Raw genomic sequence first — 14,782 nt, 5'->3', positions numbered from 1 at the left:
GATGATCCGTCTTAGATAGTCGGATCGGTTTCGCGTACAACTCGGCACAATGCCACAACACGCACCGAGGCGGCACCGGCCCGTTTCAGCTGCCGTGCACAGGCCGACATCGTGGCCCCGGTCGTGATCACATCATCGATGAGAACGAGGTGGCGGTCGCGGACCTGCGCGGGGTCCGGGACGTGAAAGGCGGCCGCCATATTGCGCCGTCTCATGCGGGCTGTAAGACCCGCCTGACTCGGCGTGGCGCGGCGGCGCAAGAGGCTATCGGTCCAGACTGGCAAACCGGTCAGTTCACCCAAGGCTCGCCCGAGCAGGGCCGACTGGTTGTAGCGCCGCGAGACCAGGCGCCGCCAGTGCAAGGGCACGGGGACCAACGCGTCGGCCCCGTCCAGACAAGCCTCCCCCGCCCGCGCCATCCAGCGGGCAAAGGGCGCGATCATCTCGCGCCGGTCGCCATGCTTGAAACCGACCACGAGCGGGCTGGCGGCTTCGTCATAGGCCAGCGGCGCCCGGGCCCGGTCATAGCGCGGCGGGTTGGCGACACAATTGGCGCAGATCGCCGCGGCGCTACCACCTGCCCCACCCGGATAGGGAAAGGGCCAGCCACACAGATCGCACCAGGGCGCGTCAAGAAAGGTCAGGCGCGACCAGACCGGGGGCGAGACATGTCCGACCCGGTCGACCGGGTCGCCGGCCAGCGGGCAGACCGGTGGCCAGACCAGATCCGCCAGGTAGCGGCCCGCTCCGTTCAGCCCTCGCCAAGCCATCGCGCCCTCCCCTTTTAAGCAGCGCCCCTCTTTTCCTGACCCGGGCTTGGGGGCATATCCGCTGCATGACACCGCAAGCGCCTCCCGCCCTGTTCGACCGCACATTGCTGCGCCAGCGCCGCAAACGATCAGCGGGCAGTGTGTCAGATTACAACTTCCTCGCGCAACGGGCTTTCGAGGATATTGGTGACCGGGTGGCTGGAATCACGCGGAATTTCGACCGTGGCGCTCTTCTGGGTGGCGGCCCGGGTCTGATGTCTGCCCCTGCCGGCGCGTTGGTCCGGGGGAAGGTCAGCTGGCTGTGTCGCGCCGACCTTGCTCCCTCCATCGCCGCGCAGCTGACCGGCCCGGCACTCACCCTCGACGAGGAGGCCCTGCCCTTTGCCAGTGAGAGCCTGGACATTGTCCTCGCACCCTGGGGCCTGCACTGGACCAATGACCTGCCGGGCGCCCTGGTCCAGATCAATCACGCCCTCAAGCCGGACGGTTTCTTCGCCTGCGCCCTGCCGGGCGGATCGACCCTGACAGAGCTGCGCCAATGCCTGATGGCCGCCGAGAGCGAGCTGACGGGTGGTGTCGCGGCGCGTGTCTCGCCGCTGGCCGGGACTTTCGACCTGGCCGCCCTGCTCCAGCGCGCGGGCTTTGCCATGCCGGTGGCCGATGTCGACCGCGTCACCGTGCGCTATGATCATATCTTCGCGCTGATGGCGGACCTGCGCGGCATGGGCGAAACCTCCATCCTCGCCGACCGTCCCCGGACCCCGGCCACCCGCACCCTCTTCGCCCGCGCCGGCCAGATCTATGCCGAACGCTTTGCCGATCCCGACGGCCGCATCCGCGCCAGTTTCGAAATCATCCACGCCGCCGGCTGGACCCCGCATCCGGACCAGCCGAAGCCAAAGCGACCGGGGTCTGCCACGCACCGGCTTGCGGATGCGTTGGGGGTTCAGGAAAAATCGCTGGGTGAGAAGGCGGGGGGTTAGGGGGTTGGCGTCGCTTGAATTTTAGACGGTGAGCCACTTCGAATAAATCCAACTTCACCCAAGTGAATCGCTTGCTCCCATGCGACATTTCGGCCCACCTCAACAGGGCAAGGCCTATTGAGGTGGGGCACTTATCCTGTCGAAAGCCCCACTCTCCGAAAATCTCAGCTGGAGAACCCCAGCACGTTGGCCCCGCCGAGCTGCGGGCAACCGAACAAGGGTGTTGCCCACCTCTTTCCAAAGTTCCGTGGCGTCAGTAGTGTAAGAGACGCTCATTAGACGCGTATAGGGATAGGTGTTGAGATGGCTCAGCCATAGATACTCGCCGTTCACGACAAGGGTGTCCTCAGCTACGCGCCCATCTTCGGTGTAGACGCGAATGACCCCATGAGAGCGCGGCTCCTCAGGCCTGACATCAGCGCTTTGCAGCTCCCACGGATAGTTACAGATAACGCTTGCAAACGTGGGGGAGCGGCCAAGGTCGATAGATATCTGGTCGGGATTGAGGCACTGGAACTGGTCCACCATATCATAGCCCTCCGAAGAGCCGTAACCAACGCGAACATTAGAGCGAAGCGGCTGTTCGTCCGGGAAATCAGTACAAACCTCGAAATGGTCCGTCGCAGGCGCAAGCCGCGAAGCATAGTGCTCTTCGAGACAGTTGACTTCGTGTTGGCCTACAAGTTCGGCGAGTTGCGGTTGCGGCGACATTTCGTCATCCGTCCGGCTAGATACGTTGCAAACAATGGTCCAACGCCCACAGTCCAGCGCCAACCAGAATGAACCCACTGCAGCGATAGCTCCGAGAGCGGTGAACGCAAGAATGGCTCGTGACATAGGCTCTCCCGTAGATGCGAAGCATTGTGCTTCCACATTGCCACGATGCAAGCCGGTTTAATCGATAGCGTGCAGAGGAATAGGGGGCGCGCGCGGGCCCTCATTTTGTTAAAGGCGCTCTAATCTTAGACAAAAAATAGGCCAGCCTGAAGTACAAAATCGATCGAGCATCAGCATGTACCGCGAGAGGTCAGCGCACTTAACATCCCGAAATAAATATGCTATTCACATCCCTTCGACTTCGGCGCGACCTTCTCCTGAGCACCATCCATGAGCCGCACCGAATATGAAGACAGGCACGCGCCTCAGACCACAATCAAATCTAGAATCGTGAAGCCGCCCGCCTAGAACGGCGCCTGCGCGTTCGTGAACATGTCCATCACGGCCGGGCCGATGACCGCCAGCGCACCGATCCCGATGATCGAGACAAGAACCGCAATCATCGCATACTCGATGGCTGTGGCGCCGCTCTGTTCGCGGGCGAAACGGGCAAGAAGTTTCATCACAGACGATCCCTCAGCTCGGCGGCCAGGGAGATGTCCGCGGCGGACATCTGATAGTCGCGCAGTCGTTCCTTGCGGACCCAGGCCAGTTCCTGGCCTTCATTGGGGTGCGGGAAGCCGTCCCAGGTGCGGCACAGGAAGAGCGGCATGACGATGTGGAAGTCGTCATAGGGGTGCGAAACAAAGGCAAAGGGGTGCAGACACCGTTCGCACGGCTCGACACTCAGCTCTTCGCGCAATTCACGCACCACAGCCTGCTCCGGTGTCTCTCCCGGCTCGATCTTGCCGCCCGGGAATTCCCAAAGCCCCGCCATGGCCTTCCCTTCGGGTCGCTTGGCGATGAGGATGCGGCCATCGGCATCCAGCAAGGCACAGGCGGCAACGAAGAGCACCGGTTTGGGGCTACAAGCGGTCATATTCCCACATCTCCCTTAAGGACGGGTGCAGAAAGGCGGTTAATACGCACCTAGCCAGGCTGGTCGGCATTCAGGTTTTCTTCAGCGCCCGCAGTCGCCTCGTCTCCGGACATGTCCAGTGCGCCATCCTCCCCCTCCGGGGCAAGCGTGAGCGACAGGTCGGGACGCTCAATGACCGCATTGGTACGCAAGCCGTCAATCAGGGCCTCGATCTGATCGAAGGTGTAGAAGCGTGTGATATTCGGGCGCAGCGCCTCCAGCGAGGGCGGAGGCTGCCGGCGCCGATCCACAACGGTCAGCAAATGCCACCCGAACTCGGTTCGGAACGGTTCCGACACCGCGCCCTCGGGCGTCGCAAAGGCCACCGCTCCGAAGGCTGGCAGGATACCCTGGCGCGAAAAATAGCCCAGATCCCCGCCCTCCAGTCGGGTCGCCTGGTCCTCACTGAGGGCAACGGCAAGTTCCGCGAAATCCCGGCCCTGGTCGATCAGATCCTTGATGGCGACCGCCTCATCCTCGGTCTGCACCAGAATATGGCGCGCCCTGACCTCCTCACCCAGGGGAATCAGCCGGATCTGTTCCTCATAGATGCGCTGGATTGTCTCTTCCGGCACGGCCTCATCCACCGCAGTCTCGACCAGGACATTGGCCAGGATGCGCTCCTCGGCCAGCGCCAGACGGCGGCGGGCAATCTCGGACTGGTGCAGGCCGCGACGGCGCGCTTCCAGGGCCAGCAGGCGCTGGTCAACCAATTCGTCGAGAATACGATCGAAATCCTCGCTGCCCATTTCCGGCACCGGCTCACCGGTTTCCGCCGACTGGGCGGTCGCTTCACGCGTGACATCAGAGCGCCGGATCAGCGTACCGTCGACCCGCGCAACGACCGGATCCGCTTCATCGAGGGACAGGTTGGGCGCTTCATCGGACAAATCCTCCACCGTCCGCCGCGGCTCGGGGCCACAGGCGAAGCAAGTTGCAGTCAGCACAAAAATGCAAAAGAGCCTGAAAACAGACACCTATAGCGCCTCACCTGTTGAAGTGGCGGGACTTGATTGCCGCGCCGCTTGATTGACAGTTACACCCCTCATCCTTAAGTCACCCTGACGTTTCAAAGCAATGCTGTCGTCCCCGGCGAACGGAACGAAACCTGGGCGCCGGACGCCAGCTGCCCAGTAGTTCGCAAAGCCTGAGCCACATGCTGTCCATTGCCCGCAAGATCTTCGGTACCGAAAACGACCGTAAAGTCCGCCGCCTGCGTCCGATCGTTGAGAAAATCAACGCGATGGAGCCGGATTTCGAAGCGCTCTCGGATGACGCGTTGAAAGCCAAGACGGTCGAATTCCGCGAACGCCTGGAGAAGGGCGAAAAACTCGACAATCTCCTGCCGGAAGCCTTTGCCGCTGTTCGAGAAGCGTCAAAGCGCGCCCTCGGCCTGCGCCCCTATGACGTCCAGATGATGGGCGGTGTCGTTCTGCACGAAGGCGCCATTGCCGAGATGAAGACCGGTGAGGGCAAGACCCTCGTCGCCACCCTGCCTTGCTATCTCAACGCGCTGGAAAACAAGGGCGTGCACGTCGTCACGGTCAATGACTATCTGGCCACGCGCGACAGTGAATGGATGGGCCGGGTCTTTGCCCAGCTCGGAATGACGACCGGCGTGATCGCCCACGGCATGACCGATCCGGAACGCCGCGCCGCCTATGCCTGCGACATCACCTACGCGACCAATAACGAGCTCGGCTTCGATTATCTGCGCGACAACATGAAATACTCGACGGACGAGATGGTGCAGCGCGGCCATGGCTTCGCCATCGTCGATGAGGTCGACTCCATCCTGATCGACGAGGCGCGCACGCCGCTGATCATTTCCGGCCGCACCGAAGACCGCACGGAATTCTACAAGACCATCAATGAGCTGATCCCGCTTTTGGGCGAGGATTGCTATGAGATTGACGAGAAGGCCCGCTCGGTCCTCCTCACCGAAGACGGCAATGAGGAAATCGAGCGCCTGCTGAAAGAGCGCGAACTCCTCGCGGAAGGCGATCTCTACGATGTCGAGAACATCCAGGCCGTCCACCACGTCAACCAGGCCCTCAAGGCGCACAAGATCTTCGTGCGCGACAAGGATTACATCATCAAGGACAATGCCGTTGTCCTGATCGATGAATTCACCGGTCGCATGATGCCGGGCCGCCGCCTCTCCGATGGTCTCCACCAGGCCATCGAGGCCAAGGAAGGCACCGAGATCCAGCCGGAAAACCAGACCCTGGCCTCCGTCACTTTCCAGAATTACTTCCGCCTCTACAACAAGCTGGCCGGCATGACCGGTACGGCGCTGACCGAAGCGGACGAATTCTTCGACATCTACAAGCTCGGCGTGGTCGAAATCCCGACCAACAAGCCGATCGCGCGGATTGACGAGGAAGACGAAGTTTATCGCACGCTGGAAGAGAAATACGCCGCCATCATCGACGAAATCGTCGACTGCAAGGAGCGGGGTCAACCTGTCCTCGTGGGCACGGCCTCGATCGAGAAGTCCGAAGTCCTCGACCGGCTGATGAGCGACAAGGCCCTGTTCAAGAAGATGTTGGGCCATCTCTATCCGAAAGACGAAGCGGCGAAGGCCGAGTTCGAGAAGTCGGCCCGCCCGTCAAGCCGGACCCTGCCGGAAATGCTCAAGCTGATCCCGCTTGACCATCAGGTGCTCAATGCCCGCTACCATGAGCAGGAAGCCTTTATCGTCGCCCAGGCCGGTGTGCCGGGTGCAGTGACGATCGCCACCAATATGGCCGGTCGCGGTACCGATATTCAGCTCGGCGGCAATCCGGACATGCGTCTGGACGCCTGGAAGGCCGAACAGGAAGAAGCCGGCAAGACCCCGACCCAGACCGAGATCGACCGCGAGATGGACGCCATCAAGGCCGACATCGCCGAGAAGAAGCGAAAAGCGCTGGATGCGGGCGGGCTCTACGTGCTCGCCACCGAGCGCCATGAAAGCCGCCGCATCGACAATCAGCTGCGCGGCCGGACCGGTCGCCAGGGCGATCCGGGCCGTTCGAAATTCTTCATCTCCGTCCAGGACGATTTGCTGCGCATTTTCGCGCCGGAGCGTCTGGACGGGATCATGCGCACGCTGGGCATGAAAGAGGGTGAGGCCATCCAGCACCCCTGGATGTCCAAGGCCCTCGAGACCTCGCAGCGCAAGGTCGAGCAGCGCAATTTCGACATCCGCAAGAATGTCCTGAAATACGACGACGTGATGAATGACCAGCGCAAGGCGGTCTTCGAACAGCGCATCGATTTCATGCTGTCGGACGACGTTGCCGACGTCATCAAGGACATGCGCCAGTCCACCGCCGAAGACCTGGTCACGGCCCATATCCCGCCCAAGGCCTTTGCCGACCAGTGGGACATCACAGGCCTCAAGGAAGAGCTGAAGAATACGTTCGGGCTCGATTTGCCAGTGGAAGCCTGGGCGGACGAAGAAGGCATTGCCGACGAAGAAATCCTTGAACGCATCAGCGATGCTGCCGACAAGGCCTATGCCGAGAAAGCCGCCAATGCGGGCCCGGACCTGATGCGCCGGATCGAAAAATCGATCCTGCTCCAGGCCATCGACATCAATTGGCGCGAACACCTGCAAAATCTCGACGCGATGCGCTCGATGATCGGCCTGCGCTCCTACGCCCAGCGCAATCCGCTCAACGAGTTCAAGACCGAGGCCTTCAACCTGTTCCAGCGCATGATGGACAATCTGCGCGGCGAAGTGACCAAACAGCTCATGCTGATCCGCTTCGAGCGGGCCCCGGCGCCGCCCAAGGCTCCGGAAGACATGACAGCGACGCATATCGATCCACGTACCGGTCGCAATGAAATGGCCGATCCGGGTGACGGACCCGTCGCACCGCGTGTCTCGCCGACCCAACGCCGCGTCTCCACACCTGCGCATCCGAACAAGCCGGAGACCTGGGGCCGCGTCGCCCGCAACGCGCCCTGCCCCTGCGGTTCCGGCAAGAAGTACAAGCAGTGCCACGGCGCCATCAGCACCGCGCCCGGCGCCTGATCCGGCAAAGGTGACGCGATGAGCGAGGTCCGCCTTCGTCCTGCCTGTGCCGGTGAGGAAGATGCGCTCTCTGAACTCTGCCTGAAATCCAAGGCGCATTGGGGATATGACGAGGCCTTCATGGCCGAAGTCGCGCCCTATCTGCGTGTCACTGCCGAAGCCATCGATGCGGGTCTGACCACCGTCGCGGAGCTCGAGGATGGCACGATGCTGGGTGTGTGCCAGATCGATCCGGGCGGGCACCACGGCACGCTGGACCTGCTCTTCATCACCCCCGCCGCCATCGGCAAGGGCGTCGGCCGCGACCTCTTCGAGGATGCCAAGGCCAAGCTCAAGGCCCGCGGCGAGACAGTAATGACCATCCTCTCCGACCCCTATGCCGAAGCCGCCTATATCCATATGGGCGCCCGCCGTGTTGCCATGCGCCCCAGCGATGTCTTCAAGGGCCGCGAACTGCCCTGGTTGGAAGTGACGCTCTAATCGCGACCCAGCGGGCGATTGCGGTAGGACTCCACCAGAAAGTCGATCAGGGCCCGTACGCGCGCCGAATGCTCGCGATGGCCTGGATAGAGCACATGCAAGGCGCGCGGCTCGCTCTCCCAGTCGGCCAGAACCCGTACCAGTTTGCCTTGTGTCATTTCTTGCTCCGCAAGAAAGGCCGGCACCAGACCAATGCCCTGGCCCCGGGCCAGAGCCCTGACGATGGCGATCGAGTTACTGATCCGCATCGGCCCGGAAAATCCGACTTCGACTGCTCGGCCAGCTCGATTGAAGCGCCAGACATCCGGTGTTGCCGCATGGCTGTAGGCCAGACACGCATGCGCGGTGAGTTGGTCCGGCGAGGCCGGTGTTCCGTGCGCTTCCAGATAGCCCGGTGAGGCGAGTAGCCAGCGGTCCATCGGCGTCAAACGGCGCCCGTGCAGGGAGGAATCCGCCATCGGGCCCGCCCCGCGTATGGCCAGGTCCAGTCCGTGCTCGACGAGGTCGACCTGGCGATCATCAAGCAAGACATCGAGTGTGATGTCGGGATGCCGCTCGCGGAAGTCCACGAGCCGGTCGGTCAGATCAGCCAATCCCAGCGACATCGGCGCGGTCATGCGAATTCGCCCGCGCGGCGCAATGCCGGCCAGACCGGCCTGATCATCCGCCTCCGCGAGCGCCTCGAGAATGTGCACCGCATTGCGATAATAGTCGCGCCCGGCATCGGTCAGGCTCAGCCGTCGCGTCGTTCTGACCAGAAGCGCGACCCCCAGCCGGGCCTCAAGCTGGGCGACATGCTTGGAGACCGACGCGTTGGAGAGGCCCAAATCACGCGCGGCGGCCGCGAAGCCGTCCAGTTCGACCACACGTCGAAAGGTTTTGAGCACAAGAAAGCGATCCATTATTCACTCTTACGAAACATTGAGGTGAGTAATTACCCAATTATTTAATCCATGCCAAACCCGTATCTCTCCCGGCAATGCTGCCCCGCCGCCAGCCAAAGGAGAGTCAAATGCGCCTATCCCTTACCCCGCCCCGCCTCGCCAGCCTCGCCCTGTTCGCGCTTGTCGCCACATCGGGCGGGCAGGCCCAGAATGCTGGTCAGAGCCCCTGGGGCGCTGACGACGAGATCGGTCGGCTCAATCAGATGACCGAGACAAGCCGCGCCGCCATCCTCTCGCGGATTACCGGCGGGGCAAGCTATGACCTGTCGGTGGAATATTTCATCGGCATGCCCAGCTGGCAGGCCGCCGGCGATCCGCACTATCGCCTTTGGATGACACACACACCGCACGGCACCACCGTGGATGATCCGCTGGGCGTTGGTGGGAGCGTGAACGCCCATGTCAGCTATTCCGGCTCGGCCATCAGCCTCTACACCCACACCGGCACCCATATCGATGCGCTCAGCCATTTCGGACTCAACGGCCAAATCTGGAATGGTTTCAGCGCCGACGAACATCTCGGCGATCGTGGCTGGCATCGCGCCGACGCCGGAGCCCTTCCGCCCATCATCGCCCGTGGTCTGCTGGTCGACCTTCCAGCCCTGTTCGACGTGGACAGGCTGGAACCGGGCTATCGGGTGACCACCGCCGATATCGAGGCCGCCCTGGAGCGGGCAGGTCTGGCCATCCATACCGGCGATGTTGTCCTGGTGCGGACCGGCTGGATGCAGGATTTCGAAGACGCAGACGCCTATATGGGCAATGCGCCCGGGCTCGGCATGGACGCCGCCCGATATCTCGCCGAGGCCGGCGCCATGGTCGTGGGAGCCGATAATCTGAGCTTTGAAGCTTTCCCGTCAGAGGTCGACGGCAATTACGTCCCGGTCCACACCTTTCTGTTGGCCCAATCGGGAATACCCATCCTGGAAGTGGTCAATCTTGAGGGCCTGGCCCGTGACGGTGTGCAGGAGTTCGCCTTCATCGCCGCCTCCCTGCGCCTGCGCGGCGCCGATGCCGCGCCGATGCGGCCCATCGCCCTGCCGGTGGAGTGATCGTCATGCCGCGACTGTCGGATATCGCGCTCACGGCGCTCGCCCCGGCGATCTGGGGCTGTTCCTACCTCGCCATCACGCTGAGCTTGCCGCCAGGCCACGCCCTGGGGATCGCCGCCCTGCGTGCCCTGCCGGCCGGCCTGCTCCTCCTGATGCTCGTGCGGCGCCTCCCCCGTGTCGACTGGGTCGTGAAGCTTTTCGTACTCGGCGGACTCAATTTCACGATCTTCTGGAGCCTGCTCAACATCGCCGCCTATCGCCTTCCAGGCGGCGTGGCTGCGACGGTCGGTGCCATTCAGCCCCTGCTCGTCATCGGGCTCGCGCATTTCGCGTTGGCCAGCACGATCCAGCTCAGGCATGTCCTCGCCGGTCTGGCGGGTCTGGCGGGTGTGGCACTTCTGGTCATGACAGGTGAGGCCCGGCTGGACGCGTTCGGTCTCATGGCGGGACTGGGCGGCGCGGCGGCGATGGCGGCCGGCAGCGTGCTCACAAGGCGTTGGCATTTTCCGGTCTCACCGCTGACGCTGACAGCCTGGCAATTGACCGCGGGGGGCCTCCTGCTCCTCCCCCTTGCCTTGCTGACGGAGGGTGGGCTGCCACCGATCACGCCAACCTCGCTGACCGGCCTCGCCTGGCTGGCCATCCCGGGCGCCGCAATGACCTATTGGGTCTGGTTTCGCGGCCTCGCGGTGATCGGCCCCGCGCGAGCGACACTGCTCGGCTTTCTCAGCCCGATGACCGCGGTTTGCCTGGGCTGGATCGTGCTCGGCCAGACCCTGTCCGCGCTGCAGATCGCGGGGGTTCTGATTGTGTTCGCCAGTCTGTGGTTGAGCCAGGCATCCGCGCCTCAGAGCGCGAAGCCTGCCAGTCTCGTCACGAAGTCATGAGATCAGGACGTCTGAACGAACCAACCGCGCCGGACCGCGCAATGTCGGGGCTCAGGCCCCCGGCAGGGTCCGGCCGATGGCGAGGAAGCGCTCGCGGCGTTGCTGGCGCAGGGCCTTGGCATCCATCTGCTCGAGCTGGCCGAGATGTTTCTCGATGGCATTGCCGACAGCAGTCATGGTCGCCTGGGCGTGACGATGGGCACCGCCGACCGGTTCGGGAATGACCTGGTCGACGATCTTCATCGCCAGAAGGTCCGGCGCGGTGATTTTCATCGCTACAGCGGCATCCTTGGAGCGGGTTGAATCATTCCACAGGATGGAGGCACAGCCTTCCGGCGAGATCACCGAATAGATGGAGTGTTCCAGCATCATCACCGTATTGGCACTGGCCAGGGCCACAGCCCCGCCGGAGCCACCTTCACCGGTAATGGTGGAAATCAGTGGCGTACCCAGCGTCAAGCAGCGCTCGGTCGAGCGGGCGATGGCTTCGGACTGGCCGCGCTCTTCCGCGCCAAGGCCCGGATAGGCGCCAGCCGTATCGACAAAGGTCAACACTGGCAGGTTGAACTTCTCGGCCAGATCCATCAGGCGGATCGCCTTGCGATAACCTTCCGGGCGCGCCATGCCGAAATTGTGCTTGATGCGGGTTTCGGTGTTGTGGCCCTTCTCATGGCCGATCACGACCACGGACCGCCCGCGGAAGCGGCCCAGACCCCCGACAATCGCGGGGTCTTCGGAGAAACGGCGATCTCCGCACATTTCCTCGAAATCCTCAATCAGCGCCTTGCGATAATCACGGAAATGCGGCCGCTCGGGATGGCGGGCGACCAACGTCTTGCGCCAGGGGTCGAGCTTGGAATAGAGCGCGGCGAGCTGTTCGCTGGCCTTTTGACGCAGGCGCGCCGTCTCTTCCGCCGTATCGGGAGCGTCATCACCCGCGAGGGATTCGAGCTCTTCAATCTTGGCTTCCAGCTCGGCCAGCGGCCGTTCGAAATCGAGATAGGTACGAGTGGGGTCGGACATGTCCTGCCAACGCCTGTGATCACAAAAGTGGAGGGCAACCTAACGACCCCGCACCGGGGCTACAAGCCTCAAAAGCCGCACTTACGCATACGTCAACCGGCGCTCCCATCCTCGCCGCGCCGGGCCAGGGGGTGCGCCGACTGGACGAGGGATTTCAGCCTTTCATCAAGCACATGCGTGTAGATCTGCGTGGTCGAGACATCGGCATGACCGAGCAGCATCTGGACGCTGCGCAGATCCGCGCCTCTCGCGAGAAGGTGTGTCGCGAAGGCATGGCGCAGAACATGCGGTGACACCTTTGTCGGGTCCATTCCCGCCGCCAGGGTCAGTTCACCGAGTATCTGGGCGAAACGTTCCCGGGTGAGGTGCCCGCCTTTCGCGGTTCGCGAGGGAAAGAGGAAGCGGCCTGCCTTGCCGGCCTTGCTCTTGTCGGCAGGCAGGTGAGCCTCACGCACGGCCTTGTACGCCGCCACAGCGTCGAGCGCGGCCTCGGTCAGCGGAACCAGCCGCTCGCGTCCCCCTTTGCCGGTGATCTGGATACAGCGCTCGGCCCGCACGAATGCCCCCAGCGGCAAGGAGACCAGCTCGGTCACCCGCAACCCGCCGGCATAGAGCAATTCCATCAGCGCCCGGGTTCGCGCCCCGGCCGGACCGGGCAGATCGGCGGCTGCCGTGAACAGCGCATCGACATCGGCCTCGGAGAGAATCTTCGGCAGGGCGCGACCCTGTTTCGGCGCTCGCAAGGGCGTGGCCGGATTGTCGGTGCGGACACCATCGGACAGCAGGAAGCGGTAGAAGCGCTTGATCGCTGAAAGGCGCCGCGCGGCGGTGGAGGCGGCCAGGCCGTCGGCTGCAATACCGGCCAGAACGGTCTCGAGATTCGGCGTCGTGGCCGACTCCAGCTCCACGCCCTGGCCGCTCAGCCGCCCGGCGACATCCATCAGGTCCCGCCGGTAGGCATCGAGCGTGTTGGCGGCGGCGCCGCGCTCGGCCGCCATCATGTCGAGAAAGAGTGCGATCAGGGTCCGGTCCTGGGACCGGCGTGCTGACGGCGCGTCACTCACCGCGCCCTCGCGATCACCCGCTCCAGAACGAGAGAGAGGGCATTGCCGCGCAGACCAGCCGCGTCCAGCGCCGCGATGGCGCGACTGAAGGCGACCGGGTCGGCGGCGGTCTCCGGGCGGTTGAGCAGGCTGACCGCCAGCATCGCGGTCTCCGCGCGAGCGCCGGCCCGCTGACTCATCTCCATGGCGGCGAGTTCCGACGAGGCGACCGGCGCGTCAAGGCCGAGAACCGACAAACGGGGCGAGGCGGTCAATTGCGCGCCGAGTTCGGCAAGGGCCAGGCGTTCGCCGAGCGCCTCATCGCCCTGGCTTTCCAGCCAGGCGGCCAGGACCGCATCGAAATTCCCGCCGCCCAGCGCATCGCGGGCGATGGCCAGGGAGAGATCAAGCGCAACCATGCGGCGCGGCGACGGTGCTTCCCAATCGATTTGCGGCTCGACCGCATCGACCGGCGTGCCATCGGCATAGACCAGCTGACCATCGGCTGTTTCCAGGATTGGCTGACCGACCCGCTCGGCCGGTCCGGGACGTTGGGGCGGACCGTCAATCAAGGCATCGCGCCAGCGCACCGCGGATCGCAAATCGCCGATGATCACCGCCGCCAGGGCGATGTCATAGCCGTGCTCGAGCGTGGCCGCCGTCACCGGCAGGGTTTCGATTTCACGGCCATGATGACGCGCGACATGGATAAAGCGGGCGGCTTCACTTTCATCGGACAGGAGATAGCCAAGCGCCTGACCGGCCAGCTCGCGGTCACGGGCCCGGGCCATGAGATCTTCCAGCGCGTGATGCCGGTCGCGACCGGATAGGGCCAGCGCCGCGTCAAGCGCCGCTGCGCCGTCTTCAACCGGCACGGGTTCATACATCGGCCGGTGAACCAGCGAGGCCAGCCAGGCCGGCGCACGGTCGGCGACTTCCGGCATGAAAGCTTCCGGATCGACCAGATAGCGTGACATTGCGAAATCCAGCCCGCTATCCGGCGCGGAGACGCTATCCGCGACCGGGGTTCCCAGCGTGATGGCAAACAGACGCGCGTCGAAATCATCATCCTCGGAGCTCGCCCGCGCCAACTCCGCCGTCAGTTCGGCTGCGGCGCCCTGGTCATCGAGCGCAAGGCAGAAGGCGCGTCGCCGCAGCCAGTCCGGCGCGTCACGGTTTTCGATCAGCGCATTGGTGGTCTGGCAGGCACGATCCGTGTCCCCCAGGGCAAAGCCAAGTTCAGCATGACGCTCTGCCAGCGCCGGACGGCGATGAATGCCCGGCGTGCGCTCGAGCAGGTCAAAGGCATCATGCGGTCCGCCCGCTGCAAGCAGCCGGTCCACGCGCAGTTCGGCGAGGCGAGCATCGCCGCGGCCCCCGACCGGCGGACGACCACCGGTCAACAGGATGAGCCGGGCGATATCGCCGAGCGCTTCGCTGGCATAACCATTGTCACCAGTCCCGGGCAAACGGGACAACACGGCTTCGGCCATGTCCCGGTCGGAGCGGGACCATAGCCGGTCACCCAGACCTCGATCGGTCAGCGAGACCTCAAGTGGGTCCAGCGCATCCAGTTGCTCGACTTCGATCGGGTTTTGGGCTGCGGCGGTGCCGCACAGAAGCGCTGCCAGCAGGCTAGCGCGGGAAATCGTCTTCCAGCTCGACACGCACATTCTCCCGGGTCGGTTCAAGGCCGTTGGCAATCAGGACCAGCGTGCCGAATCCGATCGCGACGAGACCGGCGATAACCGCCACACCCACCAGAAAACCACGCATGAAAC

General features: G+C 63.8%; 14 protein-coding genes. 5 read left to right on the top strand and 9 right to left on the bottom strand.

The features are described from left to right. Positions 1-11: 11 nt before the first annotated feature. The gene (locus Q0X62_RS00850; RefSeq protein WP_297730592.1) at positions 12-770 is read right to left on the bottom strand and encodes a ComF family protein; all 759 of its coding nucleotides are present in this window, start codon (positions 768-770) and stop codon (positions 12-14) included. Between the two features lie 65 nt (positions 771-835). Between Q0X62_RS00850 and Q0X62_RS00845 the strand changes: the two genes are divergently transcribed. Further along, positions 836-1,753: a methyltransferase domain-containing protein gene (locus tag Q0X62_RS00845; protein ID WP_297730590.1), complete on the top strand. Its 918-nt coding sequence runs from the start codon at positions 836-838 to the stop codon at positions 1,751-1,753. A 1,181-nt stretch (positions 1,754-2,934) separates the two neighbouring features. Here the strand turns inward: Q0X62_RS00845 and Q0X62_RS00840 are convergent. Genes Q0X62_RS00840 through Q0X62_RS00830 form a run of 3 tightly spaced genes read right to left on the bottom strand, consistent with a single transcriptional unit; the run spans position 2,935 to position 4,438 of the window. Further along, positions 2,935-3,093, bottom strand: coding sequence for a Flp family type IVb pilin (locus tag Q0X62_RS00840; protein ID WP_297730588.1), 159 nt, complete (start codon positions 3,091-3,093; stop codon positions 2,935-2,937). Next, the gene (gene mutT / locus Q0X62_RS00835) at positions 3,093-3,509 is read right to left on the bottom strand and encodes an 8-oxo-dGTP diphosphatase MutT (RefSeq protein WP_297730586.1); all 417 of its coding nucleotides are present in this window, start codon (positions 3,507-3,509) and stop codon (positions 3,093-3,095) included. Before mutT ends, Q0X62_RS00840 begins: the two co-directional genes overlap by 1 nt. A 50-nt stretch (positions 3,510-3,559) precedes the next feature. Continuing rightward, complete coding sequence (locus Q0X62_RS00830) at positions 3,560-4,438, bottom strand: peptidylprolyl isomerase (protein WP_297730584.1); 879 nt, start codon at positions 4,436-4,438, stop codon at positions 3,560-3,562. A gap of 266 nt (positions 4,439-4,704) precedes the next feature. Here Q0X62_RS00830 and secA point away from each other — a divergent pair, with 266 nt between their 5' ends. Together secA and Q0X62_RS00820 are read left to right on the top strand one after the other, a co-directional pair. Continuing rightward, positions 4,705-7,572, top strand: coding sequence for a preprotein translocase subunit SecA (gene secA / locus Q0X62_RS00825; protein WP_297730582.1), 2,868 nt, complete (start codon positions 4,705-4,707; stop codon positions 7,570-7,572). Between the two features lie 18 nt (positions 7,573-7,590). Then, positions 7,591-8,052, top strand: coding sequence for a GNAT family N-acetyltransferase (locus Q0X62_RS00820; RefSeq protein WP_297730580.1), 462 nt, complete (start codon positions 7,591-7,593; stop codon positions 8,050-8,052). On the opposite strand, the gene Q0X62_RS00815 is transcribed toward Q0X62_RS00820, so the two are convergent. After that, entirely contained in the window at positions 8,049-8,954 is a 906-nt protein-coding gene (locus Q0X62_RS00815; RefSeq protein WP_297730578.1) for a LysR family transcriptional regulator, read from the bottom strand. The genes Q0X62_RS00820 and Q0X62_RS00815 overlap by 4 nt on opposite strands. 110 nt (positions 8,955-9,064) lie before the next feature. On the opposite strand from Q0X62_RS00815, the gene Q0X62_RS00810 reads away from it, so the two are divergent. Further along, the gene (locus Q0X62_RS00810) at positions 9,065-10,048 is read left to right on the top strand and encodes a cyclase family protein (RefSeq protein WP_297730577.1); all 984 of its coding nucleotides are present in this window, start codon (positions 9,065-9,067) and stop codon (positions 10,046-10,048) included. A gap of 5 nt (positions 10,049-10,053) precedes the next feature. Next, positions 10,054-10,935 (top strand): EamA family transporter, encoded by an 882-nt coding sequence (locus Q0X62_RS00805; protein WP_297730575.1) that lies wholly within the window; start codon positions 10,054-10,056, stop codon positions 10,933-10,935. 51 nt (positions 10,936-10,986) lie between these two features. Here the strand turns inward: Q0X62_RS00805 and Q0X62_RS00800 are convergent, their stop codons facing one another. The 4 genes from Q0X62_RS00800 to Q0X62_RS00785 all read right to left on the bottom strand — a co-directional run bounded on the left by Q0X62_RS00800 (position 10,987) and on the right by Q0X62_RS00785 (position 14,777). Beyond that, complete coding sequence (locus tag Q0X62_RS00800) at positions 10,987-11,958, bottom strand: acetyl-CoA carboxylase carboxyltransferase subunit alpha (protein ID WP_297730574.1); 972 nt, start codon at positions 11,956-11,958, stop codon at positions 10,987-10,989. A gap of 92 nt (positions 11,959-12,050) precedes the next feature. Continuing rightward, entirely contained in the window at positions 12,051-13,022 is a 972-nt protein-coding gene (locus Q0X62_RS00795) for a site-specific tyrosine recombinase XerD (RefSeq protein WP_297730572.1), read from the bottom strand. Continuing rightward, positions 13,019-14,668 carry a hypothetical protein gene (locus tag Q0X62_RS00790; protein ID WP_297730570.1) on the bottom strand — a complete coding sequence of 550 codons (1,650 nt, stop codon included), beginning with the start codon at positions 14,666-14,668 and terminating at the stop codon, positions 13,019-13,021. The genes Q0X62_RS00795 and Q0X62_RS00790 overlap by 4 nt, the downstream gene beginning before the upstream one ends. After that, positions 14,637-14,777, bottom strand: a complete 141-nt coding sequence (locus Q0X62_RS00785) for a hypothetical protein (RefSeq protein ID WP_295695401.1) — start codon at positions 14,775-14,777, stop codon at positions 14,637-14,639. The genes Q0X62_RS00790 and Q0X62_RS00785 overlap by 32 nt, the downstream gene beginning before the upstream one ends. Positions 14,778-14,782: the final 5 nt, after the last annotated feature.

The sequence above is a fragment of the uncultured Maricaulis sp. genome (assembly GCF_947259345.1).
Classification (GTDB): domain Bacteria; phylum Pseudomonadota; class Alphaproteobacteria; order Caulobacterales; family Maricaulaceae; genus Maricaulis.
The sequence above is the reverse complement of the archived record's forward strand: the minus strand, read 5'-3'. Positions and strand labels throughout refer to the sequence as shown.